This window comes from Paenibacillus fonticola DSM 21315, from assembly GCF_000381905.1.
In the GTDB taxonomy this organism is placed as follows: domain Bacteria; phylum Bacillota; class Bacilli; order Paenibacillales; family Paenibacillaceae; genus Fontibacillus; species Fontibacillus fonticola.
In genome coordinates this window covers 50,815-77,042 of the sequence record NZ_KB907255.1, presented here as the reverse complement: position 1 = coordinate 77,042, position 26,228 = coordinate 50,815, and the positions used below count along the sequence as shown (strand labels likewise).

At 50.4% G+C, this 26,228-nt stretch carries 21 protein-coding genes and 2 pseudogenes; 19 read left to right on the top strand and 4 right to left on the bottom strand.

The genetic code is table 11. The features are described 5' to 3' along the window. The first annotated feature begins 162 nt into the window (after nt 1-162). From G358_RS0112670 to trxB, 9 genes are all read left to right on the top strand, one after another. Entirely contained in the window at nt 163-1,053 is an 891-nt protein-coding gene (locus tag G358_RS0112670; RefSeq protein WP_019637601.1) for an ABC transporter ATP-binding protein, read from the top strand. Next, a complete protein-coding gene (locus G358_RS30070; RefSeq protein WP_019637600.1) occupies nt 1,047-3,374 on the top strand; it encodes an ABC transporter permease in 2,328 nt (775 codons plus the stop codon). The genes G358_RS0112670 and G358_RS30070 overlap by 7 nt, the downstream gene beginning before the upstream one ends. Next, nucleotides 3,358-4,080 (top strand): hypothetical protein, encoded by a 723-nt coding sequence (locus tag G358_RS0112660; protein ID WP_019637599.1) that lies wholly within the window; start codon nt 3,358-3,360, stop codon nt 4,078-4,080. The genes G358_RS30070 and G358_RS0112660 overlap by 17 nt, the downstream gene beginning before the upstream one ends. Nucleotides 4,081-4,168: 88 nt before the next feature. Continuing rightward, nucleotides 4,169-4,870, top strand: coding sequence for an RNA polymerase sigma factor (locus tag G358_RS0112655; protein WP_019637598.1), 702 nt, complete (start codon nt 4,169-4,171; stop codon nt 4,868-4,870). Beyond that, nucleotides 4,851-5,729, top strand: coding sequence for a hypothetical protein (locus G358_RS0112650; RefSeq protein WP_019637597.1), 879 nt, complete (start codon nt 4,851-4,853; stop codon nt 5,727-5,729). The genes G358_RS0112655 and G358_RS0112650 overlap by 20 nt, the downstream gene beginning before the upstream one ends. Then, entirely contained in the window at nt 5,716-6,579 is an 864-nt protein-coding gene (locus tag G358_RS0112645) for an ATP-binding cassette domain-containing protein (RefSeq protein WP_019637596.1), read from the top strand. The genes G358_RS0112650 and G358_RS0112645 overlap by 14 nt, the downstream gene beginning before the upstream one ends. Before the next feature lie 316 nt (nt 6,580-6,895). Further along, entirely contained in the window at nt 6,896-8,188 is a 1,293-nt protein-coding gene (locus G358_RS0112640; protein ID WP_019637595.1) for a homocysteine synthase, read from the top strand. Between the two features lie 1,186 nt (nt 8,189-9,374). Continuing rightward, entirely contained in the window at nt 9,375-11,417 is a 2,043-nt protein-coding gene (locus G358_RS0112625) for a heavy metal translocating P-type ATPase (RefSeq protein WP_019637592.1), read from the top strand. A gap of 371 nt (nt 11,418-11,788) precedes the next feature. Then, complete coding sequence (trxB, locus tag G358_RS0112620) at nt 11,789-12,739, top strand: thioredoxin-disulfide reductase (protein ID WP_019637591.1); 951 nt, start codon at nt 11,789-11,791, stop codon at nt 12,737-12,739. Between the two features lie 384 nt (nt 12,740-13,123). On the opposite strand, the gene G358_RS0112615 is transcribed toward trxB, so the two are convergent. Beyond that, nucleotides 13,124-13,321 carry a hypothetical protein gene (locus G358_RS0112615; RefSeq protein WP_019637590.1) on the bottom strand — a complete coding sequence of 66 codons (198 nt, stop codon included), beginning with the start codon at nt 13,319-13,321 and terminating at the stop codon, nt 13,124-13,126. A 342-nt stretch (nt 13,322-13,663) separates the two neighbouring features. Here G358_RS0112615 and G358_RS0112610 point away from each other — a divergent pair, with 342 nt between their 5' ends. Continuing rightward, on the top strand, nt 13,664-14,803 hold the full coding sequence (locus tag G358_RS0112610; protein ID WP_019637589.1) for a transglutaminase domain-containing protein: 1,140 nt from the start codon (nt 13,664-13,666) through the stop codon (nt 14,801-14,803). 229 nt (nt 14,804-15,032) lie between these two features. Here the strand turns inward: G358_RS0112610 and G358_RS0112605 are convergent, their stop codons facing one another. Continuing rightward, a complete protein-coding gene (locus G358_RS0112605) occupies nt 15,033-16,181 on the bottom strand; it encodes a virulence factor (protein WP_019637588.1) in 1,149 nt (382 codons plus the stop codon). Nucleotides 16,182-16,364: 183 nt separating this feature from the next. Between G358_RS0112605 and G358_RS34285 the strand changes: the two genes are divergently transcribed. From G358_RS34285 to G358_RS34540, 8 genes and pseudogenes are all read left to right on the top strand, one after another. Continuing rightward, nucleotides 16,365-16,496 carry a hypothetical protein gene (locus G358_RS34285; RefSeq protein WP_019637587.1) on the top strand — a complete coding sequence of 44 codons (132 nt, stop codon included), beginning with the start codon at nt 16,365-16,367 and terminating at the stop codon, nt 16,494-16,496. A gap of 85 nt (nt 16,497-16,581) precedes the next feature. Next, nucleotides 16,582-17,937: a cytochrome ubiquinol oxidase subunit I gene (locus tag G358_RS0112595; RefSeq protein WP_019637586.1), complete on the top strand. Its 1,356-nt coding sequence runs from the start codon at nt 16,582-16,584 to the stop codon at nt 17,935-17,937. Beyond that, nucleotides 17,927-18,958, top strand: a complete 1,032-nt coding sequence (locus tag G358_RS0112590; RefSeq protein ID WP_019637585.1) for a cytochrome d ubiquinol oxidase subunit II — start codon at nt 17,927-17,929, stop codon at nt 18,956-18,958. The genes G358_RS0112595 and G358_RS0112590 overlap by 11 nt, the downstream gene beginning before the upstream one ends. An 8-nt stretch (nt 18,959-18,966) precedes the next feature. Further along, nucleotides 18,967-19,068, top strand: coding sequence for a cytochrome bd oxidase small subunit CydS family protein (gene cydS, locus G358_RS34550; protein WP_019637584.1), 102 nt, complete (start codon nt 18,967-18,969; stop codon nt 19,066-19,068). A 170-nt stretch (nt 19,069-19,238) separates the two neighbouring features. Beyond that, nucleotides 19,239-20,198 carry an MBL fold metallo-hydrolase gene (locus tag G358_RS0112580; protein WP_019637583.1) on the top strand — a complete coding sequence of 320 codons (960 nt, stop codon included), beginning with the start codon at nt 19,239-19,241 and terminating at the stop codon, nt 20,196-20,198. Nucleotides 20,199-20,347: 149 nt separating this feature from the next. Beyond that, nucleotides 20,348-21,973 carry an ABC-F family ATP-binding cassette domain-containing protein gene (locus G358_RS0112575; RefSeq protein ID WP_019637582.1) on the top strand — a complete coding sequence of 542 codons (1,626 nt, stop codon included), beginning with the start codon at nt 20,348-20,350 and terminating at the stop codon, nt 21,971-21,973. 426 nt (nt 21,974-22,399) lie between these two features. Continuing rightward, nucleotides 22,400-22,558 (top strand): annotated as a pseudogene (locus G358_RS34545) (transposase); the annotation flags it as partial. Between the two features lie 172 nt (nt 22,559-22,730). Beyond that, a pseudogene (locus tag G358_RS34540) lies at nt 22,731-22,923 on the top strand (IS1182 family transposase); the annotation flags it as partial. Nucleotides 22,924-23,022: 99 nt separating this feature from the next. On the opposite strand, the gene G358_RS0112565 reads toward G358_RS34540, so the two are convergent. Then, entirely contained in the window at nt 23,023-23,208 is a 186-nt protein-coding gene (locus tag G358_RS0112565; RefSeq protein WP_019637580.1) for a hypothetical protein, read from the bottom strand. A gap of 194 nt (nt 23,209-23,402) precedes the next feature. On the opposite strand from G358_RS0112565, the gene G358_RS0112560 reads away from it, so the two are divergent. Beyond that, nucleotides 23,403-24,275 carry a cation diffusion facilitator family transporter gene (locus tag G358_RS0112560; RefSeq protein WP_019637579.1) on the top strand — a complete coding sequence of 291 codons (873 nt, stop codon included), beginning with the start codon at nt 23,403-23,405 and terminating at the stop codon, nt 24,273-24,275. 55 nt (nt 24,276-24,330) lie between these two features. Here the strand turns inward: G358_RS0112560 and ilvB are convergent, their stop codons facing one another. After that, entirely contained in the window at nt 24,331-26,022 is a 1,692-nt protein-coding gene (gene ilvB, locus G358_RS0112555) for a biosynthetic-type acetolactate synthase large subunit (RefSeq protein WP_019637578.1), read from the bottom strand. Nucleotides 26,023-26,228: the final 206 nt, after the last annotated feature.

The window sequence follows — 26,228 nt, the reverse complement described above, 5'->3', positions numbered from 1 at the left end:
CACGGCTATATAAACTCTAGCAAAAAATCCGCTATCGGTCTAAGAGAAAATAAAACCGTCCGAAAGCGCGAACTTTTTGAACTCCTATCCCGTTACACTAACAGATGCCAACCGCGCGGGGCTATCCATCACATTATTGTTATGAAATGAGGAATTTCACGCATGATCGAGATCAATCATTTATATAAAATGTACCGGAAAGGCCATTTGGCGCTCGATGACGTCAATTTGACGCTCAGAGAAGGGATGGTCGGCCTTCTCGGACCAAACGGCGCCGGCAAAACCTCACTGATGCGCATTCTGGCGACATTGATCCGGCCCAGCTCAGGGGATGCGCTAATTAATGGGATTTCGCTAAAAAAGGCCGAGGATATTCGGGCGATGATCGGATATTTGCCGCAGCAGTTCCAAGTATATCCTCAACTGACCGGTGCCGAGTTTTTGGACTATGTTGCCGTAATGAAGGGGATGAGTGACTCTCGCAAGCGGAGGGCGGAGATTTCGCGGCTTCTCGAGAAGGTCAATCTTACCGAAAAGGGGAACAAGCGCATCCGCACGTATTCCGGCGGCATGAGAAGGCGCCTTGGCATCGCCCAGGCGCTGCTCGGCTCGCCTCAGGTGCTGATCGTGGATGAGCCTACCGCCGGGTTGGATCCGGAGGAGCGCGTGCGCTTCCGCAATCTGCTCACGCGGTTTAGCCTGGGCCGCATCGTACTTCTGTCCACGCATATCGTCGCAGACATTGAGAGCAACTGCCGTCAAGTCGCCGTACTTGATCAGGGCGGCGTGCGCTTTTCCGGTGATTTGGCGGTTTTGCAAGCCTTCGGCGAGGGCAAGGTATGGGAAGGGATTGTAGCGGACCGCTTGTTCGCCGAGCTTGACCCTATGTCCATTGTCTCTACGCGCCGGACGGATGAAGGACTGCTCTGCCGGATCATTGCCGAGGATCCGCCGTCAGGGATGGCGGCGGCAACGGTCCGGCCGACTTTAGAGGACGGTTACTTGGCGCTGTTAAGGTCCAGGCAGGAGGAAGGGGCGTTGCGCTCATGGTGAAATGGAGGCGGCAGTTTGTTCTGGAATGGAATCATATTTTTCGCAATGCATGGCTGATGGGGCTGCCCGTTCTCTATGGAGTACTGTACGCATGGTCCTTGTCAGCCGTCTCACCGCTGAACAATCTGTTTAACGAAGCTTACGGCTTTCATTCCCTCGTTCATACGCTTACGCTTGGCATAACTATGCTGCTGGGCATTCTCGCCATTCGCCGCGACATTCGCCGCCCTGCCTATGAGTGGAGTAACGGCCTGCCCCTGTCGTATGGTACGCGGATCATGACGAAATATGCGGCTGCCATGGCGTATTTCACCTTATTTTCTTTGCTGGCTGCTGTGTTGTTTAGCATTTTCTCCTACGGGGAGATAATCGAACCCGGGCTTACTTTTTCGTACAGCGTTTATTTTTTCTTATCTTATGAGATTTCGTATATGGTGACGCTGGCGCTGGCTATGCTTCTGGCGGTATGTTTGCCGAACCGCGTCGTCTATTTGATCGGCTTTTGCGCCTGGATGTTTGGGACGTTTTTTATGCAGCTGTTTATTATGGAAAGATACAACTTATACGTTCTGGGCATTTTTCATTTAAGCCAGCTGTTCGTTGAAGCGAGCCGGGGATACGAGCTATGGGGCTACGGGGTAAGTATCGATGACCTGAAGTGGTCTGGATTGTTCGTTTCGGTATTCGCGGGATTACTGCTGACAACGGCAGTGACGATTCTTAACCTGCTGCGGCCGACCAAGCGCCGAGTGCGGCTATGGGCCACCGCTGGGCTGGCCGTGCTCCTGGCTTGCACCGCTTTTGTGCCTTACGGTTTATTATGGCAGGAAAGGCATAGCAGCCTTTACGATAAAATAAATGACGATACAATTTTAGACATCAACCTAATAGAAAGAAAGCGAAGCGAGGTTTTTGAGGTTGCGAAATACGACCTCGTGCTGGAGAGAACAAGCCACGATGGCCTTACCGTCGTGGCCCGGCTGGACATTCCTGCACTCGCACTGCAAGGGAAGGAAGCCATCACGCTGACGCTTAACCGGGCCTTTACCGTTTCGGATATCGAGAGCGAGGGACGTTCCTTATCCTTCAACCAGCAGGGAGATCTGCTGACCGTGCTGTGGACCGGGACGCCGGAACAGCAGGCGGACAGTGTAACGCTGAACATCCATTATTCGGGAACAGTTATGGAATATGACGGAAGAGGCGGTTTTTACGCATTCGTCCACCGGGGGCTGGTTATGCTGCCGAGTGAGTTCGCCTGGTATCCGCTTCCCGGCAAACAGCATGTTTATGTCAAAGATGTCAGGTCGAATAGGCTGTATTTGGGGTCAATGATTAAGAGCATATCCTTCTCCGATGCTGAATACCGGCTGACGGTGAAAGGCTTCGATTCAATACTGTTTACGAGCTTGCCAGAACTGGAAGGACAGGGAAATGACGATTTGCCTTATGCGGCGGCTGGCGAGAAGCTGCAGATATTTCATGGGTCTGGGAAGGATGGTATCAGTTTATATGGCGGACCTTTCGTCGAGGTAAACGATTCATCTTTGCCGGGCCGGATCGTTACGACTCCGAACAGCAGGAAGTTAGCGGAGCACATATTGAAGGAATGGAGCGGATATTATCATTATTTCGATTCCTGGGTAACGGATTTTCAACCGAAGATTCATCAGGCAGGCTTTTTCGAGACAGGGCAAGCTTTGTACGATACGGTTGAGAACGGCACGTATATGCTCGTTTCGGTCAACGGCGGAGACAGGGGGTATGCGGGGTTGTTGATGAATGAGATGCTGCTCGGCACGAGGGAAGGCGCTTATCAGATCGAAAATACAAGGGAGGACGTCCGGCTGCTCCTGCGCAGCTTGATATGGTACGTTTATTATAGAGAAGCAGAAGGCTTAAGCCATACGTTCATAGAGAATGGGATGGCCGATATTCGTATGCTTAGCTCGCTGGTCCATTCGGATTCTAATAAGGACCCCGAAAATTTGGGCGGCCGCATGGCCGCGCAGGTAGGCGGGGCGCTGGATGCGGGGAAGATCCGCGAAGTGAAGGAGATTTTGAATTACTTCTATAGCCAGGGGCTGGAAATACCGCTGGGGGATTCGGACGAATCGGCTAAGGCGGGCAAAGAGGCTAAAGACGTCAAAGATGCCGAAGACGCCGAAGACGCTAAAGACGCTAAAGATACCAAAGATGCCAAAGATGCCAAAGATGCCAAAGACGACAAAGATGCAAAAGGGACAAAAGCGCTCCCCATTTCTTACGAAGACTGGGAAGAGGAGTGGGAGAGGGTGATGGGGCATGAAAACGGAGCTTAAGACGCTGGGCAGCCAGGTGAAGCTTGATTTGAACATAGTCAAGCAGCCGCTTTTTCTCCTGACGCTGCTCATTTACCTCTCCTATTGGGGTGCAATCCTGACAGGCGATGAGAACTATCCTCAAACGGTGTTTTATTTTGCGGAAATGGGGATGTTCCCGATCGTCATTATGCTCACCGTCCTGCTGTTTGAACGGGAAATCGGCGGGGGAGGCATGGAGGTTATCGCCACTTATCCCGTCTCCCTCCGTCTTATGGCTGTGAGGAAGTGGGTGCTGGCCCTCGTACTCTCCGCCTTGGCAGGTATGGGCTGGATGGTCGTATACCGGATGAAATTTGCGGGAATCCTGACCGTCATGCATGCTTGGAATGACAGCGAGGCCATATTCCGGCAGGCAGGGTATCTAGAACTTCTGCTGCAGACGCTGCCGGCCTATATGCTGCTGGCTTCAATTACGGTACTCGGAATCGCCTCGTTCCAGAAACTTTATGGCGGTCTGGTTCTTGCATTTGCCCTCTGGATACTGGATACGGTAAGTGCGGGAAACATGCTAGGAGGCTGGACGCTGTATACGGCATATTTGCCTGAAGGCTCCTCGTTCACGGCAAACCGCATTATTCTCCTGGCGGCAGCAAGCCTTTTTCTGCTCCTGGCCAGCTGGATGCTAGACATGCGGGAACGGTGGATCAGCAGGGAAGAGGAATAGGCTGATATTACTTTCATTCGCACTTATTTAATCATTTCGCTATGTTGATGCTATTTCTGCTATAAACAACAAAGAGGAGGGGGGAGCAATGATTTCCGATCAGCAATTAACGGAACGAATGGCCTTGGGGGATCAGGAGGCTTTTGAGCTTCTTGTCACCCGGTACCATGGCCCGTTACTCAATTACGTGACCCAGCAGCTGAAGGATCGCGGAAAAGCTGAGGATATCGTCCAGGAGACGTTCATCCGGCTCATCCGGCACCTGCGGCAGCATGGGGGAATGGAGCAGCTGCGGGCATGGCTGTACAAAGTGGCGCTGAATTTATGCCGGGATTATTGGCGCAGCGCCTCCTTCCGCTCCGAGCATACCGCTGCCGAGGAAATGCCGGATGATGCTGATCCTGCCCCCGGCGCCGAAGAGATGCTGGAAAGACAGGAAACGGCCAGGCAGATTGCCGCTACTTTGGAATATTTACCGGAAATTCAGCAGGAAGTGGTCAGGATGCGCTTCTTCCATGACCTAAAGCTGCAGGAAATCGCGGAGCTGCAGGAAATCCCCCTCAGCTCCGTCAAATCGCATCTATACGGAGCCTTGCGAAAATTGAAGCGCGTATTGGCCAAAGGCACTGACCTGGATTTGCCTTACCCGCTAGCAGGAAGCCGTAACCGAAACAGCAGGATCAAAGCCAAAACAGAGAACAAGACCAAAACCAAGAACAATAACAAAGACAAAGACAAGAGCAGAAACAAGGACAAGGAGGTGCCGCTTCATGAATCACTTTATCGATAAAGAGCTGGAACTGCTGGAACAGCAGCTTCAGGACCCGCTGCGGCGCGCTGTGGCCCCCCCGCCGTCCCCGTCGGAGACAGCGGAGCTGATTCGCAGGCTTCAGCCGGAGTTCGACGCGCTTAAGGCGGAATATGCCTCAGAGTCGCTTCAGTTCAATGAGCAGGTCGAAGCTCCCACCTTGCGGAAGCTGCTGCGCAGCCAATTTCGCCTGAATCGCAAATCGTTGATATTGTCCAGTTCAGCAGTGTTTCTGATGCTCATTCTTCTCGTCGACCCGTATCGGCCAGTGTTATCCTTGGGAATTTTGCCGGGTTCGTTGTTTCCGGTCATTACGCCGTTAATGCTGATCGCCTCTATGCTGTTCAGCTACCGGACCTGGGATCCCGGAATGCGTTCTATCGAGAGCATTACCCCCTATCCACCGGCGCTCGTCATGTACAGCCGTATGCTGATCGTCATCGCTCTGATCGTTGGCTGGGCGTTCGTCAGCTCGATTATCGTAAGCATCCGCATCTTTCAGGCGGGCGAATTTGTCTTGCCGCTGGGGCCATTCCTGCTGCAGTGGCTCGGAATTACGCTGCTGACGAGCGGAGCGGCCATGTATGTTCTGTTTCGCAAAGGAATTTATTATGCGCTGGCCAGCGCTTTAACCGTATATGCGTTGTGGTTCATCTACATTGATAACTCCTCTTCCTACGTTTTGCGCGTCGAATACCGGGTGCTGATCGACGGTCTGCTGCTGGTCGCAGGAGTATTGCTGCTGCTGCGATCTTATTACCGCAGCCGCAAAATGAAATTCGAAATAAGTTCAAGTGCAAGTGCAAGTGCAGATGCAGGTGCCGGCCATGATATCCATTGATCATATTGAGCAGTCTTTAGGCGCGTTCAAGTTGTCGATTGACCAACTGCGGCTTTACCCGGGGCTGACGCTTCTCGCCGGTCCTAACGGGGCAGGAAAGTCGACGCTTCTGAAGCTGCTGGCAACGGCAGATAAACCGCGGAAAGGCCGAATCGCCTACCAGAACCGGGAGGCAGCCGATCATCTGCCGCTCGTCCGCAGCCAAATCGGGTACGTTCCATCCGATCTGGAGCTGTATGAGGAGATGACGACGCAGAAGCTGCTTGTTTATCTTGCCGAGCTGAAAGGAGTGTTCCATACCGAGGCGGTTGATCGCCTGATCCGCGATTTTCGGCTGGAGTCGTATCGGAATACCCGGGTCAAGCGGCTGTCGATCGGCGTGCAGAGAAGGATCGGCATCGTTCAGGCGCTGCTGGCCCAACCCAAATTCCTCTTCCTCGACGAGCCGCTGAATGCGCTCGATTCGGGCGAGCGCAAGCTGGCGATTACGTATTTGACGCGCTATGCACTGGGGAGGATTGTTGTAGCCGCGGTCCATGAATTGAACGAGTGGGAGGCAGCGGCAAATCGCATTGTGTGGCTTGAGAACGGCAGGATTCGCTTTGAGGGCGGGGCTGCGGAATGGAAGTGGGATCTTCCTTCGAAGGTTTGGGAGGGAACGGTGACAAGCCGGCAGATGCGCCATTTCCCCGAGCAGCGGATTATTTTTATGAGAGAGCTGGAGAATGAAAGCCTCTTCGTGCGGCTGGTTGCGGAGAACATTCCTTTTCCCGGCCTTGAGGAAGTTCTGCCTTCTATGGAGGATGCCTACTTCATCCGGAAATTTTCCGCAGCATCCCGGGACGGATAAATATAATTATGCACATGTGGACAACCGGAATCTAAGGTCACTAAGGGGCTCTGCAGGCAGTTAAATGTGAATATGTGCATAGTTTTTCTGAGCCTTGCGGAAATTATGAACAGTATGCACATTTTCATGCACATATGTACAAATGGGCCGCAGCATTCAGCTGGCGGCTTATTTGTTGTCCACAGCGTAATGGAAAATCGATTAATTCATAGGAAAATTATCGGATTTGCTATTTTCAAACGCTTCATTATGTGAGAGAATATGAAAAACATTACCCTCGTTTAGGGATATGCAAATTTTAAAGGAGGATTTAACTATGTCTGAAGAGCGTCAACTCGGTCTTGAAACACTTGCGGTCCATGCGGGTCAGGAAATTGATCCTACTACTTATTCGCGTGCAGTACCGCTGTATCAAACAACATCCTATGGCTTCCGCGATACGGAGCATGCGGCTAATTTGTTCGGATTGAAGGAATTCGGCAACATTTACTCCCGTATTATGAACCCGACGAACGATGTGTTCGAGAAAAGAGTCGCGGCGCTCGAGGGCGGCGTCGGCGCACTTGCCACGAGCTCCGGCCAGGCAGCGATTACGTTCTCAATCCTGAATATCGCAGGTGCCGGGGATGAAATCGTATCTTCTGCAACCTTATACGGCGGAACCTATAACCTGTTCTCCACGACGTTTGCCAAGCTGGGAATCAAGGTGACCTTCGTGGATTCATCCAACCCGGACAATTTCCGGGCGGCGATCACGGACAAGACCAAAGCTTTGTACGCGGAGACGATCGGTAATCCGAAAGGCGATGTCCTTGATATCGAAGCGGTAGCTGCGATTGCTCATGAGCATGGCATTCCGCTTATCGTAGACAACACTTTCCCGAGCCCGTATTTGCTGCAGCCGATCAAGCACGGAGCGGATGTCGTAGTCCATTCCGCCACGAAGTTCATCGGCGGACACGGGACGTCCATCGGCGGCGTCATCGTCGACGGCGGGAAATTCGACTGGAAGGCCAGCGGCAAGTTCCCTGGACTGACCGAGCCGGATCCGAGCTATAACGGTGTTGTTTATACGGAAGCGCTTGGCCCGCTTGCTTACATTATTAAAGCCCGAGTTCAGCTGCAGCGCGATCTCGGCGCATCTTTGTCTCCATTTAACGCCTGGCTGCTGCTTCAAGGACTCGAGACGCTTCACCTGCGTGTAGAGCGTCATAGCGAGAACGCGTTGAAGGTAGCGAAGCATCTCGAAGCACATCCGAGTGTGGAATGGGTGAGCTACGCCGGACTTCCAAGCCATGAATCCTATGCGCTTGCACAGAAATACTTGCCGAAAGGCCAAGGCGCGATCCTGACCTTTGGAATCAAAGGCGGCGTAGAAGCAGGCCGCAAGCTGATCAACAGCGTGAAGCTATTCTCGCATTTGGCCAACGTCGGCGACTCCAAGTCCTTGATTATCCATCCGGCAAGCACGACGCACCTGCAGCTGTCTCCGGAAGAGCAGGAGTCAGCAGGCGTTTCGCCTGGACTCATCCGCCTGTCGATCGGCACGGAGTCGATTGAGGATATTCTGTATGATCTGGATCAAGCGATTGCGGCAAGCCAGGCCTAATTATTTGTTCATACCTCGTTAAAGCTAGCGATTTTGAATGCAATTTTAAAGCTGCTCCCGCAGGTTTCTTATTAAACCTCGGGGGCAGCTTTTTTATTGGATATAGAAGCATGTAAAAATTCGGCGGTTACGGGCGGCTGCTGTGACGTCTGTGGTGATTGCGGCGTCGGGGAGTGGCGTTGTGGCTAAAAGGGCTAAAAGGGCTAAAAGGGCTAAAGTGAATAAAACGAATAAAACGAATAAAGTGGCTATGTTGACGAAAGGGAATATACAGTCAAAGTGACTATGCTGGATTAAAGTGACTTACTGGACACAAGTGACTATATTAGCCTAAAGCAACTATGTTCCAGCTCGAGTGACTTTTGTAATAAGTAATTATATTGGCTTGAAGAACTAGATAGATTGGTGATTATAAGTGGTTGAGGACTGCTGTCATGCTAGTGGTGAGCAAGGGGAATTCGTACATTAACTGTAATTCCTGTCGTAAAAATGAGGCTTTTACTCCGGAGGCTATGACTAATTGGATTCCTTGCATTTAAAATGACCGATTACAGGGTTTTTCGGGAAAATGGAAGTTTTAGATGTACTAAATCCATTTAGTTCGTAAAGTGTTCCAACTGATACTAAATTAGATACATGAAATACAGTTAGCTCAATTAAACCCCACCTATCAGCCAAATGCATCTTTTAGTCATCCCTAACACTATCCCTACCATAACAACAACTATTATCTCCATCTCATCCCATCCCATCCCATCCCATCCCATCCCATCTATTCCAAATGTATCCCTAACTCCGCCTCCCATTTCTAACTCTCTATCTTTATCTCCTTCTCCATCTCCATCACCAACCTGACTTCAAACAAAATTCCAGCTAATCTCAGCCAAGCCTAGCGGTATTTTTCATTCAGAGACCAGGACCAGGTAACGTCAAGATGATGGCGGGGGAGGAGTTGGGTCGCCTATTATTGCCATTTTTTCTGTTTGCCTATTTACAAAACTGCAGAAAAGATTTAAAATAAAGTAAAAGTTGCCTCAAGGAAAAATTATTGATCTGATACAAAAATGATTATCGTTCTCAATTACATGCTGCTCCGGGATGATCCCGGGGCAGCATGTGCCATTTTAAGGGCATTAACAATAGTATTCATTCTCAATTAGACACCAGATTAAGGGAGGAGATTTACATGCAAGCGATACACAAAGGGGTTTCCACTGTACAACAATCGGCTATTCGGCAATCTGCCATTACGCAGTCCGGTTTACAGCAATCCAGCACTGGGCAATCCGCTATTCAGCATTCCAGTGTACAGCAATCCGCCATTCAGCATTCTGCCAACTTACCTGATCCGGGACGCCGTCGCCGCCAATCGCTGCTGCGTATGCTGAGACATCATGAAATTATGCTCGCTTTAGGCAGTGGCGTTCTGATGCTGACCGCTTGGGGAGTAGCGTCCTTATCACAGACTTTGTCGATATTGATATATATAGCCGCTTATACGATGGGAGGCTACCTAAAGGCCAAAGAAGGTTTGGAAACGCTGATCAAGGAACGCGATCTCGATGTCAACCTGCTGATGATTGCAGCGGCGCTGGGAGCAGCTGCTATAGGTTACTGGAATGAGGGGGCCATGCTGATTTTCATATTTGCCCTCAGCGGTGCGCTAGAGTCGTTTGCCAGCGAACGCAGTCACAAGGATATTTCAGCGCTCATTTCCATGAAGCCGGAGACAGCGGTAAGAGTAGGACAGGATGGTATGAAAGTCGTTCCCGTGGAGAAACTGGCCATCGGTGATCTGCTGCTCGTGAAGCCGGGCGAGGTGATCCCGGCGGATGGGCTCATCCGCAGCGGAGGCTCGGCTGTTAACCAGGCGACGATTACCGGTGAATCGATTCCGGTGGATAAAGCGATAGGAGACGGCGTATACGCAGGCACATTAAATGGGGAAGGGGCACTCTATATTGAAGTCACCAGCCCGGCCGAAGGAACTTTGTTTGCGAAAATCATTGCCCTGGTCAAGCAGGCGCAGAATGAAACACCGGAAACGCAACGTTTTATTAAACGGCTGGAAGGGTTATATGCAAAGGGAGTCATCGCCATTACGGCGGCGCTCATTTTAATTACCCCTGTTTTGCTGGATTGGAGCTGGTCATTCGCCTTCTATAAGGCAATGGTATTCCTTGTTGTCGCCTCCCCATGCGCACTAGTCTCTTCCGTCATGCCGGCTATGCTTTCGGCCATGTCGAAGAGTGCCAGAAAAGGTGTTCTGTTCAAAGGCGGGGCACATATGGACAATTTGGGCAGTACGAAGGTTGTAGCATTCGATAAAACTGGAACTTTGACGGCAGGCCAGCCGGTCGTTAGCGAGCTGTTCGTAGCGGATGGCTATGACCGTTTGGAAGTGCTGGCTGCCTGCGCTTCTGCGGAAAGCCTGTCGGAGCATCCGCTGGCCCAGGCTATCGTCAACAGAGCGGGAACGGAAGGCGTAAAACTGAAAAAAGTGGAGGAGATGAAGTCCATAACCGGCTGGGGAATTGAAGCCCAGGTGGACGGACAGCTGTGGCGAATCGGCAAGGCCGATGAGAATGACGCCGATATGCCAGCGGCATTAATGCAGCGATTGAAGGTGTTGGTTGCCGAGGGCAACACCGTCTCCCTTATTTTACAAGATGACAAATATGTGGGGCTGATCGCTCTGCAGGATACGATCCGGCCCCAGGCCATGGCAGCCATTGCTAAACTGCGGGAGCTGGGAGTGCAGACCGTGATGCTTACAGGGGACCGCAGCGGAACTGCCAAGGCGGTAGCGAAAGCGGCTGGGGTCGATGAAGTGTACGGTGATTTGCTGCCGGAAGACAAGGTGGAGCATGTGAGAAAAATGAGAGCCAAGCACGGGCACACCGTCATGGTTGGGGATGGCGTCAATGATGCTCCAGCGCTTGCCGCTTCCACAGTAGGCGTCGCCATGGGCGCCGGAGGAACGGGGGCTGCCCTGGAAGTCGCTGATGTTGTATTGATGAATGACAATTTGGAAATGATTGCGGAGACGATTGCCCTGGCCCGGCGTGCCCGAAAAATTGTGAAGCAAAATCTCATTTTTGCAGCGGGCGTTATCATCTTCTTGATCGCCGGCAATTTCGTTCAAGGGATATCCCTGCCGCTTGGCGTGATAGGACATGAAGGAAGCACACTACTCGTCATTCTAAACGGACTTCGCCTGCTTCGCTGATCCGTTCCGCTTTGGCGGATGGACTAGTTCACTTCAAAGAACTTACCAATTAATGTAACTACTAATTTTTTTACTGAACTCACTTAGCTATTTTTGCTGAATTCACTAAGCTATCTTTACTGAATTGACTAAGCTATCTTTGCCGAATTTACCTTGCCATCCTTGCTGAATTCACTAAGCTATCTTTACTGAATTCACTAAGCCTTCATGGAAACTTCACGATACACTCCCGCTGCAAATATTGACCTTGGCTGCTGATTACAAGATAATAAAGATTAGCTAATAATGATTCCATGCAGCTATAGATCAATGAGTACAGTTCAATCTGCTCTGACATTCGTGTTAAATTGCCTTGAAGGAGGACGTTATATATGTATAAATCTATTATTATCGGAACTGGTCCGGCAGGGCTGACAGCAGCTATTTACTTGGCACGCGCCAACTTGAAGCCTCTTGTAATCGAAGGGCCTCAGCCTGGTGGCCAATTGACGACAACGACGGACGTGGAAAATTTCCCTGGATTTCCTGAGGGAATTATGGGTCCGGAATTGATGGATAACATGCGCAAGCAGGCGGAGCGTTTCGGGGCTGAATTTCGCACAGGCTGGGTAAATTCAGTTGATTTGAGCAAGCGCCCATTCAAGCTTCAGGTAGAGGGCCTGGGTGAATTGGTATCCGATACTTTGGTGCTGTCGACGGGAGCAACCGCTAAATATCTTGGCATTCCCGGGGAGCAGGATAACGTAGGGCGTGGTGTTAGTACATGCGCAACCTGTGACGGGTTTTTCTTCCGGGGCAAGGAAATTATCGTCGTTGGCGGCGGAGATTCCGCGCTGGAGGAGGCAGGCTTCTTGACGCGGTTCGCATCGAAGGTCACTGTAGTTCATCGTCGTGACGAACTGCGTGCGTCCAAAATTATGCAGGATCGGGTTCGGGCCAATGAGAAAGTAGAATGGGCGCTTAACCGCACCCCGATTGAGGTCGTTACGAGCGACACCGGCGTTACTGGACTTAAAGTGCGCAACAATGAAACCGGGGCGGAAGAGGTTATTGAAGCGAGCGGCGTTTTCGTTGCAATTGGGCATCATCCGAACACCGGCTTCCTCGGCGGACAAATTGATACGGATGACAACGGGTATATCGTCGTTAAGCCGGGAACGTCCTTAACAAATGTACCGGGCGTGTTCGCTTGCGGCGACGTTCAAGACTCCCGTTACCGCCAAGCCATTACCGCTGCCGGCAGCGGATGCATGGCCGCTCTTGACTGCGAGAAATACATCGAGAATCTGGAGCATGAAGCGGCAGCCTCCGCTGCGAAATAATTGATTTGTTTTGCTGCATATATTATCGATGTGGTTTTCTGGAAATGCTAAAATTTTATGAGAGAGCAACACTTTGAGAGACAAATATTTTGAAAAAGCGACATTTGAGAGAGGTAAAATCACTTAGAGACAGCGGTTTATTCGCTGTCTTTTTGCTATATACAACAAAACCGCAGGGGAGAATCATTAGGGGATAAGCGGGCTGCAGGCTCTAGCTAAGAGTTATTGTTTATACAGTTTGTTAATGGTAGAGGATGTTGTCAAATGGGTATAGATTAAACTAAGAAGAAGCACTTGCAGCGCATGCCTTCATAGGCGAGAGGAGGGGGCTAGCCGCCCCTCTTGCCTGATGATCAATGAAAATGGCCAGCCAACAGGCTGCTTTCAGACGACTAAACCGACGACAAGCTGGAAGACGACATAGCTGACAATGCCGCTGCCGATTAGAATAAATCCGCTCTTCTTCCTCCCCTGGAACAGGCGCAACAGTCCGAGACTGCCTAACGGGGCAATGATCAGGAGGAAAAACATTACGGTAATAAAAAGTTGGACGGAAATGTCCGATATATTTACTATAGTCATAAAACGGTCTCTCCATTTCTATTATGGCTGATTACGCAATGATATTTATCACACTGTTAATATGTTTTATATTATACCTAAACCTTTATCCATTTAAAAGGAAATCAGGTAGGAAAATAAGGCGTTTTATCGTCTTTTTTAAGACGAGGGTGGCTATGGGAAGAGGCGTGGCCATGGTCGATGAAAACAAATTGGTCCTGCGGGGAGATTCGACGAAATCGAATTGGTCCGGCGCGGGGAGATTCGACAAAACTAGAAGTCCTTTTCAAAACAGGTTGTGTTACAATGGGCTTGAACTATCGATATACCGTCATATTCTAAGCAGAAAGGTTGGGAGAAGATATGAGGCAGCGAGCAGTAAAAAGATGGATTGTGGCAGGAATAGTGAGTGCCGTTGTGTTTGGTGCCATACCCCCGGGTGTTGGTTACCCAGAAGTATTTGCAGATTCACAAAATACTTTAAAGACTGCGTCCGTATCTTCTTTGCAGGAGATTCAAACTATTCTGGCTGAAATGATGCAAAATCGCCAAACGACGATTGTTTTTAAATATCAAGGCTCCACTCAAAATATTGAGAACGACATGCAGAAAGCTATGAATGCCGCGCTGGACGATGATCCTTATACGAAATATGTTGTCGATCTTTATAATTACTCTTATAAGGGGACTACAGGTTCAGCGAAGATTACCTTTCAAATCAACTACCGGGAGAGCGCGGCTCAGTCTGCTTATGTTAACGAGCGGGTGAAGGAAATTCTGCAGGAGATTATCAAGGAGGGCATGAATGAGCACCAGAAAGTGAAGGCCATTCATGATTATGTCGTACTGAATTTAAAATACGATGAAAAACTGCAGAAATACACCGCCTACGAAGGCCTGAAGACAGGTACTGCAGTATGTCAGGGCTATGCGCTGTTAACGTATAAGCTATTGCAGCAGGCAGGGATGAATAACCAAATCATCGAAGGAAGTGCGGGAGGACAGCTTCATGCCTGGAACCTTGTGTACATAAACGGGCATTGGTACCACTTGGATACAACCTGGGACGATCCTGTGCCGGATATGGCTGGCGTCGTTAAATATACTTACTATATGAGATCAGATGAGCAGATGAGAAAGACGCACAGTTGGAGAAATGTGTACCCGCCGGCTAAGCAGTCTTATCGTCAGACGCTTCGCTCGCTAATAACGGCAGGCGGTCAACATACCGCGGGATTGCAGGATCTGGAGAAGCAGCTGGAATACACGTTATATAACCCGGAGTCTGTGATGAAAAATGCTCAAGGCATTCAGGGGCAGGTAAGGCAAGCGCTCAAAGAGAAAAAAAATACCGTCACGATCAGGTACTCAGGGACGGAGAAGCAGCTGCTTGATCATCTGGCAACCTTGTATGAGCTGCCGGTCAGCAATATTTCCTATTTAGCGGAGCCGCTGGAAGAAACCAAGGATTTACGAGTCGAGATTCATTGGGAGACCAAATAATGTATTTCTGAATAGCAGATATAGAAAAGCGCCTTGCGACGTGGATGCCGCAAGGCGCTTTTTTGCCGTTTTAAGACGATGCCAGCTGGCCCCTGTCAATTGATACCCGCCAGCCAGCACCTGCAGGCTGATGCCTGGCAACTGATACCTGCCAGCGCGAATACCTACCGGCTGATACCCGCCAATACCTGCTAACTGGCAAAGATGAGCTGCTCAAGGCGATGTCATTCTATTGGACATCGCTGCTTTGTCTCGCCTGCGCCATTTGCTGCCACACGGTACCCGCAGCCTGCTCGCCTGATTCGATGCGCTCAAGCGCCATTCTTGCCTGCAGACCGACTTCGAATTCCGGGTCGTCGGCAGCGGCGCGCAGCGCTTCCTTGGCATCGTCCGTGCCCACTTCGTACAGGAAGCGGGCAGCGCGCCAGCGAACGAGCTTGCTCGTGTCCTGCAGCGCGGCGATCATCGCTTCCGTCGCTGCGGGATCGCCGATATCGGACAGCGTATCGCCAGCCGTACGGCGCACGGCGGGAGATTTATCCCGCAGCGCTTCATAGAGCAGCTCCATCGCTTCCGGCGAACCGAGGTCGCCGAGATAGACGACGGCGAGGCGGCGCACCTGCATCTGCTTGTCTCGCAGCGCTTCCTCAAGCAGCGGGAGCGCCCCGGCATCCGGCTTCAGCGCTTCCAGCCCTGCGTAGCGGACGCGCCAATCCTCGCTTTGCAGCCGCTCCCTTACTTCGTCCATGCTAAGCTCACGGCGCTGCTCTACAAATTCAGCCTCGCTGCTGCCATGCTGGATCGCTTGAGCTACAAGGGCTTGCAGCCGCTCGGGAGGATAAGCTGCTTCCAGTTCCTGCTCTACCTCGCGGGCGATCTCTGGCAGCTCCCCATAGCGCACGCCATAGTCGGTCAGCTTGCGCTCCTTAATCAGGGTCGCACTGGCCACATCCGTCACCGCCTGAACAAATCGCTCGCCAAGGCCGATGCGCTCCTCCAGCGTGCCGGACTTGACGCGGATCTGCATAGGAATGCTGCGGAAAAACTGCACGAACACTTGCGCTTCCCCGTACCCCCGGTCAGGGTCCAAATCGCCTTGTTCCCATGCGGAGGCGACACTTTCCTGTCCAAACTGCTCTTGCACCTTGGACAGAATGACTGACCAGTCGGCATTGCCTTTCCGATCGAGCGCGACAAAGTCGGCAGTATGAAAGACGCTTTTTACACCGGGGATATGCAGCATTTGGGCGATCCAGGGCGGTGCGGAACGTTCATTGTCTAACGTATATGTTTTACGGATGCCAGGTTCGAGACTTTCGCTTAAATGCAGCTTCATCGTATTCGGACTTGGCGTCGGTTCGATAAACACTATTTTCATAAATTGTTCACACTCCTTTCAACTTATTGTACATCAAGGGTTGAGATTACCCAAGCTTTCAGAGGAACGGGAGCATCACTTTACGTTTAGGAATAAATAGGAATTGTATAGGCAAACTACAGGTAAACGCTGGATGGTTATGTTATGCAGTGCCTGACTTGCTGCAGGAGGTGCTTTTTATTCATGTTTCAAAAACAGGAAAAAATGCTGATCGCTGTATGTCTCATAGTAGCTGCCATCATGCTGTATGCTACAGCAAACAGCGCTTTTCGCCTTATTCGCGCGTTTCTGCTCTTAGTCCTGCAAGCGTATTGAATTGTTAATCACCGGACCGTGATGATCGCTCTGCCAGTGATCCGCGTATATACGGCTATTTTAAAAAGGGAGCTGAAACTGGAACATGTTTTCTACAGACCCAGTCACGTTAAGCAGGATTCTCACCGGGCTTACTTTGTTTGTACACATTAACTTCGCCTCGATCGGCGTAGGTGTTCCGCTTATGATTGCACTGGCGGAATGGAGAGGCATTACGCATAAGGACCCCCATTACTCGCTGCTGGCCCGGAGATGGGCGCGGGGATTTGTCATCTCGGTGGCGGTCGGCGTAGTTACGGGAACTTCTATTGGTCTCCAGCTTAGTTTATTATGGCCTACATTTATGCGGGTTGCCGGACAAGCGATTGCTCTTCCGCTGTTTATGGAGACCTTTGCGTTTTTTATCGAGGCGATTTTTCTCGGCATTTATTTGTATACGTGGGAGCGGTTTAGACGGCCTTTGCTGCATTTGCTGCTGCTTATTCCCGTCGTGATTGGAGCCTTTTCCTCCGCGTTTTTTATTACGTCTGTAAATGCGTTTATGAATACGCCGCAGGGCTTTACCCTGGAAAATGGAGTGTTCACCCATATTGATCCGCTTAAGGCGATATTCAATCCGGCGACTCCGACGAAAGTATCGCATGTCGTTGCATCCTCATTGACGATGAGCGCCGGGCTGCTGGCAGGCATTGCCGCTTACAGCATGCTGAAAGGGCGCAACCATCCTTATTTCAAAAAAGCGCTCAAGCTTACAGTGACAAGCGCCTTTGTCTTTGCCGTCTCGACAGCGGTCATTGGAGACTTCTCCGGCAAATTTCTGGCCAAATACCAGCCGGAGAAGCTGGCGGCGGCAGAATGGCACTTTGACACGATGGAAAAGGCACCTCTGATTTATGGTGGAATTCTGGACGAGAACCAGCAGGTGAAATACGCACTGCGGCTTCCTTATGCGCTCAGCGTTTTGGCTGGCAGCTCTCCGAAGACGAAGGTAATTGGCTTGAACGACTTCCCGCAGAGCGACTGGCCGCCGCTCCTTATTCACTATATGTTCGACATGAAAGTGACGCTTGGCGTGCTGCTCGTCCTCATTCCATTTTTGTTTCTGCTGCGCAGCAAACTTCCGGGCAGGAACAAAGGGTACCCGAAATGGCTGTTGATCGGCATACTGACGCTCGGGCCGTTTGCCATGATTTCAATTGAGCTGGGATGGATGTTTGCTGAGCTTGGCCGCCAGCCCTGGATCGTGCGCGGCTATATGAGAGTGGCTGATGCGGCAACAACATCTCCTCATGTCGGCTCGATGCTTGTGCTGTTCATCGTCCTGTATATCGTGCTCTGCGTTTCCTGCATCGTTGTGCTGGCCAAATTGTTCCGGAATAAAGATGTACTCGCGGAAATGAAAGAGCGGGGAATTGAGGGAGGGGCAGGTAATGAGCTATGAAATCGTCGGAATAACGGTGCTTTGGACGTTTCTGTTCGGATATCTTATCGTCGCTTCGATTGACTTTGGGGCTGGATTTTTTAGCTATTACAGTGTCATTACGGGACACCGGAACAAAATCCATCAAATTATCCAGCGCTACCTGTCTCCCGTCTGGGAAGTGACGAACGTATTTCTGATCTTTTTCGTCGTGGGCCTTGTCGGTTTTTTCCCGGTGTCAGCCTATTACTACGGTACGGCGCTGCTCGTCCCGGGCAGCCTGGCCACCGTATTGCTCGCGCTTCGCGGGGCTTATTATGCCTATAACACTTATGGAAGCAGCAAAGAAGACAACAAGATTTATATGGCGATTTACGGCTCGACCGGATTGTTCATTCCGGCAGCGCTGTCAACTGTATTGGCGGTCTCGGAAGGCGGGATTATCCGGGAAGAAGACGGCGGCGTTTTATTCGACTGGGCCTTGTTTTTCGCAAGCCCCTACACCTGGTCTGTGATCGTGCTGGCTATCGTGTCGGTGCTGTACATTTCAGCTATGTTCCTGACGTTCTATGCCAAAAAGGCAGGGGACCGCTTAGCGTTTGAAGTGCTGCGGGGGTATGCCCTAATGTGGAGCGGGCCGACGATTGCCGCATCCGTGCTTGCTTTTTTTCAGCTTAACCGGCATAATCCGGAGCATTTTCAAAATATGCTTGGTATGGCATGGATGTTTCTTGCCTCGCTGGCCAGTTTTCTGCTGGCGGTATATTTGGTATGGAGACGGCGTCATTTGGGCTGGTCCTTCCTGCTTGTCATGCTGCAATTCGGCTTTGCCTGGTACGGATATGGGCGCTCCCATTTGCCTTACATTCTGTATAAGCAGGTGAGCATTTATGAAGGATTTACAAATGAGACGATGGCAGTTGCCTTGATTACGGCCTTCATTGCCGGGCTGTTCATCTTGATTCCTTCGCTTGTGCTGTTGATGCGCTTGTTTCTGTTCGATGCCAAATATATTCGCGGGAGCTCGCCAAAGAAAGGGTGACTTTCATAATGGAGCATTTCCTGATGATGTGGGCGCCGCAGTTAGTCATTGCCGGTGCTGTTTTATTTTTATTCATCTATGCATACCGGTTTAAGGACCCTTCGGATTGATTAAAAGTTTGGAATTACGGGTGTATATGTTCTAATATAGAAAAATAGACTGAGTAACCTTGGACCTTCTGCATCAGATAAGCATACAAATGAATTTAGCAATGCTGTTTGTTCGTCTGAACAAGCAGACAACGAGATGGAGGCGACCAAGAAGGAGGGACTCCTCAAGCATGCCAAGAACACGCTACACGAATATCGACAATGTAAATACCGACCGAACGTTAAAGCAATTCAGGCAGTGGCGGGAAGAGCGCCGCAGGAAGAAGAAGGATTATTCCTATATTATCCCGAATTCTCCCCCTCAGTTGGATTATTTGCAGGAGAATAGAACAGAGACTTCCGTAACCTGGATCGGTCACGCTACATTTCTGATTCAGTATGGAGGCTTGAATTTCGTCACGGATCCAGTATGGGCAAGCCGTATGGGGTTTCAGCGCCGGATCGGAACACCAGGTATTCCAATCGGCGATATACCGGAGGTGGATGTAATTCTGCTTTCTCATTCCCATTACGATCACATGCATATTTCCTCTATCCGTAAATTATATGGAGCTAATACGACTATTATCGTGCCGGTCGGACTCGCTCGGAAGCTCAGGCGCAAAGGATTTAAGCGGGTTATGGAACTGAGCTGGTGGGAGCATCTGGAGATGGGGCGCGTCAAAATATCCTTCGTACCGACACAGCATTGGACACGCCGTACACTGTTCGATATGAACACCTCGCACTGGGGCGGTTATGTGCTGGAGCTGGCCCATACAAACGAAGGCGAGCAGGAGCATGTCGTTTATTTCGCCGGTGACAGCGGATATTTCCGGGGATTTGAAGAGATCGGCAAACGATATAAAATCGATATCGCGCTGATGCCTATAGGTGCTTATGAACCAGAATGGTTCATGACCTCTCAGCATACTACGCCGGAGGAGGCGCTGCAGGCGTTCCTTGATGTCAAAGCGAAGCTGATGATCCCCATGCATTATGGTACGTTTCGATTGGCGGATGATACGGCCCGGGAGGCGCTCGACCGTTTGGAGGAAGACCGGAAACGCCGGGGAATTGCGGAGAGCGCCATCAAAATTCTGTTGCACGGGGAGACGCTCCGTTATCCTGAAAGCGGGCAAACGAAGTAAGCCGGGAGCAGAACAGAACTCTACTGAAGACGCGGGAGCCCCGCGTCTTTTTTTGTGCCGGAAATCGCGAATCCTTTCAGGCGATATGGAGCGATTTATGCTATAATGTTGACCAGTGTGTATTATTGATAAAGGATGGTAATGCCGAAATGATAAGTACTACTGGTGTAACGCTCCGCTATGGAAAACGAGCACTTTTTGAAGATGTAAATATAAAGTTTACGCCGGGGAACTGCTATGGCCTCATCGGGGCGAACGGGGCGGGGAAATCCACCTTCCTGAAAATCCTCTCCGGGGAGATCGAGCCGAACCAGGGTGAAGTGCATATGTCTCCGAATGAGCGCCTTGCGGTGCTGAAGCAGAACCATTACGAGTATGATGAGTATCCGGTTCTGGAGACGGTAATTATGGGCCATACGCGCCTGTATTCCATTATGAAGGAGAAGGACGCGCTCTACGCCAAAGCGGATTTCTCGGAAGAGGACGGCATGCGGGCCGGAGAGCTGGAAGGAGAGTTCGCGGAGCTGAACGGCTGGGATGCCGAGCCGGATGCGGCGGCGCTTCTGATTGGACTCGGTATTCCGCGCGATCTTCATGACAAGAAGATGGCCGAGTTGAGCGGAAATGAGAAGGTGCGGGTATTGCTTGCCCAAGCGTTGTTCGGCCGGCCGAACAACCTGCTGCTGGATGAGCCGACGAACCATTTGGATTTGGAATCAATCCAATGGCTCGAAAATTTCCTCATGGACTATGAGGGAACCGTCATCGTCGTATCCCACGACCGTCACTTCCTGAACAAGGTTTGTACGCATATCGCCGACATCGACTTCGGCAAAATTCAGCTGTACGTGGGCAACTATGACTTCTGGTATGAATCCAGTCAATTGGCGTTGGCGCTGCAGCGTGATGCGAACAAGAAGAAGGAAGAGAAGATCAAAGAGCTTCAAGCGTTTATTCAGCGTTTCTCCGCGAATGCCTCGAAATCGAAGCAGGCAACGTCCCGGAAGAAGCAGCTGGACAAAATTACGCTTGACGATATCCGTCCTTCGAACCGGAAATACCCGTTCCTGCACTTTAAGTCCGAGCGCGAGGCGGGCAAGCAGTTGTTAAGCGTCGAAGGCCTGACCAAGACGGTCGAAGGCGAGAAGGTACTCGACAACTTCAGCCTTGTCGTCAACAAAGGCGACAAGATCGCATTTGTCGGTCCGAACAGCATTCCGAAGACGACGTTCTTCCAAATCGTAATGGGCGAGATGGAAGCAGACGCAGGAGAGTACAGCTGGGGCGTAACGACATCGCAGGCATATTTCCCTAAAGATAACTCTGAATATTTCGACGGCGTCAACCTCAATCTGGTCGAATGGCTGCGAGAATATTCGAATGACCAGGATGAAACCTTCCTTCGCGGCTTCTTGGGCCGGATGCTGTTTTCCGGAGAAGAGGCGCTGAAGAAGGCGAGCGTGCTGTCCGGGGGCGAGAAGGTTCGCTGCATGCTGGCGAAGATGATGCTGAACGGCGCGAACGTGCTGGTGTTCGATGAGCCGACGAACCACTTGGACCTCGAGTCCATTACGGCGCTGAACAACGGTCTGATCGATTTTGACGGAACGATTCTGTTTACGTCCCATGACCATCAGTTCATCCAGACGATTGCCAACCGGATTGTCGAAATTACGCCAAATGGCATCATCGACCGCGTCACGACGTACGACGAGTACCTCGAGAGCGAGGAAATTCAAAATTTACGGAAGCAAATGTATCCGGAAGAAAAATAATTGCAAAACTGCGCTAAATGCAGAAGGGGTTGTCCCAGAAGTCATCATAGATGACTGAGGGGCGCCCCTTTTTTTTAGAAAGCTATTCGATTCTGTGGAACCAATTTCTGTGGAACTGTTAGACATAAGTAGTCCGACACTAAATGGAATCCATGTATCTAATTATCCTCTAAACGAATGATTTAATGGATTAGATGGATTTTATGCACATAAAATCAAGAATCCTGTCCATGATGGACAATTCCCTTTTTCTAAAGACATAAAATCCATTTAAATCTACATTTCTTTCTTTACCTCGGAAACTAACTACTATAATTCCATTTAGAACGTGAAATCCGCGATTCATGCTCGAACCTAGATCAGGCACTTCAACGAACCTGCTACTTTAATTTCAAGCAAGTCCTGCAAAGAGTAAATCATAGGGGGCAATACTTAAGTAAGGAGAAAACTGAAAACGGGTATGAGATCGAATATCGACATTACCGAAGCCCCGGCTGTGAGGATTGCCCGCTAAAGCCGCAGTGTACAGAGGTCCAAGGTGATCGCGAGATCAAAGTTAGCATAAAATATTTGCGGCTAAAAAACTAGGCAAGGCAAATGCTCCGAAGTGAAGAAGGTTATGCTTTAAGGCTTTTGTATATATAATTTTCCATGCAGCGCCCCGGTGACTAGTTATATATTATATGATCGTTATTATACTCGTATCTATAAATGTTCCAGCCTTGAAATTAAGCGGACTCCGCGCAGCGTCAGAGAGGCCGCAAGGCGCATGATCGAGCCGGAGCCTGTGTTTGGGGATAGAAGAACAACCGGGGCTTCAAAAGGTTCCTGCTTTGAGGCTTACTAAAAGTAGTCTGGAGATGGAGTGGCTTACCCTTGCCCACAATCAGCTTAAGACAGCCGCCGTCGATGCCAAAAACCAAGGAGCTAAGCGAGAACAAACCGCTTAGCTCCTTGGTTTTTTTACGATTTCTATCCTATTTTGCTGGTGAGGGTGCTCCAAGCTTTACTTTTGGGACACCCTCTTTTGCGTCTTGGAGCTGCTCCTCCTATGACCCGCCTGTACGGCGCCGTTGGTTATTCGGCTTTTTATTGTTCTGGCTTTTCATTGCTTTGGTCTCGGTTCCCATGAACCCTTGTTTGTTACCTCCAGCTTGCTGCTGTTTTTTCTGCTGCAGCTTCTGGCGCATCGCTTCGGCCAAGTCGATTTTCCGCGGTTCGTTACTTTCGGTCATTTCGATCATCTCCTAGGTAGAAAGGGGGTTGTCTTTATTCTATACGTTTTTAAATTAATGAACAACGGGAATAATGGATAACGCTTGCTTTTGCCTGGTGCAACACTGTTTCTCTGGACTCACACGAAGTTCATTTGCTACGATGATATAGCAAAATTTAATTTGTATATAAAGAAGGAGCTGGAGGTGCAGGTTTGGGCATATATGAGGATATACGCAAAGGAGAGCGGGGCGCCTGGATCAGCATTTCCGCTTACCTGGTTCTATCTGCATTTAAGCTGATTAGCGGGTATTTTTTTGCGTCTAGCGCTCTTGTGGCGGATGGTTTCAATAACGTGACGGACATCGTTGCTTCGCTTGCGGTATTGATCGGCTTACGAATATCCCAGAAGCCGCCGGATTCGGATCATGCCTATGGTCATATGCGGGCGGAGACGATTGCCGCTTTACTGGCCTCTTTTATTATGGCCATGGTAGGGATTCAAGTCATCTACGGCTCGATTCGCTCTTTGGTGGCTGGAGCAGAGATTCAGCCGGACATCCGCTCTGCGGCGGTGGCGCTCGTCTGTGCAGTTGCTATGTGGTTCGTTTATACGTACAACCGCAGGCTGGCGATGCAAATTAACAATCAGGCGCTGATGGCTGCGGCTAAGGATAATTTGTCCGATGCGCTAGTCAGTATCGGCGCAGCGGTCGGAATCATCGGGGCCCAATTCGGATTGCCATGGCTGGATACCGTCGCCGCCTTTGCGGTTGGCCTGTTGATTTGCAAGACGGCTTGGGATATTTTCAGGGATTCAACGCATCGGCTGACGGATGGCTTTGATGAGATCGAGCTTGGCGACTTGCGCAGCTCCATTGCCAGAATTCAGGGCGTGGAAGGGATTCGGGATTTGAAGGCGCGTGTTCATGGCAACCATGTACTGGTGGATGTCGTCATTGAAGTGGATCCGTTATTAACGGTAATGGAGAGTCATGAGATCAGTGACCGTGTCGAGGATCAGATGCGGCGGCGGAAAAATGTCATGCACGTTCACGTTCATGTAGAGCCAAAGACCGGAACATAGATGGAACCGTTGGAGTAAATGCACTCTAACGGTTCCAATTTTTTTATGCAGAGGACTACGTGTCGCGAGTAATCATTTGATCATTGCTTTCGCCTGGCGGCACCATTGGATAGACGTTTTGCTCTTCTCTCACGTTGAACTCCATTAGAACCGGGCCAGGAAGGTCCAAGCTTTGTCTGATGATCGAGTCGGCTTCGCGAAAAGTGTTCGCGCGCAGCCCAGCCACTCCGTAGGACTTCGCGAAGGCCACGTAGTCCGGTGAGGAGATTTGAACGGAGGAGTAGCGCTTGTCATAAAATAACTGCTGCCATTGCCGGACCATACCGAGATAGCCATTGTTCAAAATTGCAATTTTGATCGGCAGCTGGTAATCCACCGCAGTCATCATTTCCTGCAAGTTCATTTGGAAGCTTCCATCTCCGGTAATACATAGTACTGGTTTGGAGGGATCGGCTACTGCTGCGCCTATTGCGGCCGGAAAGCCAAATCCCATGGTGCCGAGGCCTCCCGAGGTAAGAAAGCAGCGGGGGCGAACAAATTTATAATGATGCGCGGCCCAAATCTGATGCTGGCCGACGTCAGTAGCTACGACACAGTTCCCCTCAGTATATTTATTCAGTAATGAAATCACCTCGCCCGGACTTAAATGTCCTTCTTCACCGGAGTAATGGGGGACTTTTCGGGGCCATCCGGTTGCTTCGCTCAACCAGGCGGAAGCATGGCTATTTTTGCCGATCGGCAATAAACGATTTAACAGGTCGTTAATATCACTGGTTACTGTTAGATCGACCGGGATGTTTTTATTTAGCTCGGCGTTATCGATATCGACATGAATCTTCCGGGAGCCTGGCGAGAAGGACTGAGCTTTGCCGGATAAGCGGTCATTGAATCTGGTGCCTAGACATAACAGCAGATCCCCACGATGAACCGCACGGTTTGCAGCAAATGTGCCGTGCATACCGGCCATTCCCAAATACCCGGTATGGTTGGCAGGGAATGAACCGATCCCCATCAATGTGCTAACGACCGGTATATTTGCTTTTTCGGCCAATAATAGCAGCGCCTCTGTGGCTCCAGCGGAAACCACGCCGCCGCCGGCGATAATTACCGGCCGCTTTGCCTGCTCAATGAAATTGCGAATTTGACTCACTGTTTCATCTGTAATCGGCGAGAAGGGGCGATAGCCCCTGATGTCAATGCTCTCGGTTGGCAACAGACGGGTTGCCGCTGTCATGACGTTTTTAGGAAGATCGATGAGGACTGGGCCAGGTCTTCCTGTTGAAGCAATATAAAAAGATTCTTTAATGATGCGCGGCAGTTCGGAAATATCTCTGACGAGATAGTTGTGCTTCGTAATATCCATCGTCATCCCGTAGATGTTTACTTCTTGAAAGCTATCCCGACCAATGAGATGAGTCGGAACTTGTCCTGTCAATACGACGAGCGGAACGGAATCCATAAAGGCATTGGCAATGCCTGTTACGGCATTGGTGGCTCCGGGGCCGGAAGTGACCAGCGCCACCCCTGGTTTACCCGTCACTCTGGCATAACCGTCCGCCGCATGAATGGCTGCCTGCTCGTGCCGGGTTAATATGTGGCGGATAAGACGACAATCGTACAAAGCATCGTAAATAGGGATAACCGCTCCGCCCGGGTAACCAAAAATCGTATCTACCTTTTCCGCTATTAGACAATTCAGGAGCAGCTGGGCCCCTGTAAATTGAGCATGCTGTGCAGTATCGTTCATTATTATCCTTTATCCCCCTAATTTATGGTTTTGCCAATTTTACTGCAATTGGAGGAACTCAGGAGTGACTGCGGTCATACAGCAACTTTGCGGCAGCATGAATAAAAGACAATCCAAGCAGATTGGAAAAATTAAAATAAAGAGGAAATAGTTCACTTAATAAAAAACGGGCACATAGAACTATGTTTTCGGGTTTTGGTAGGTAG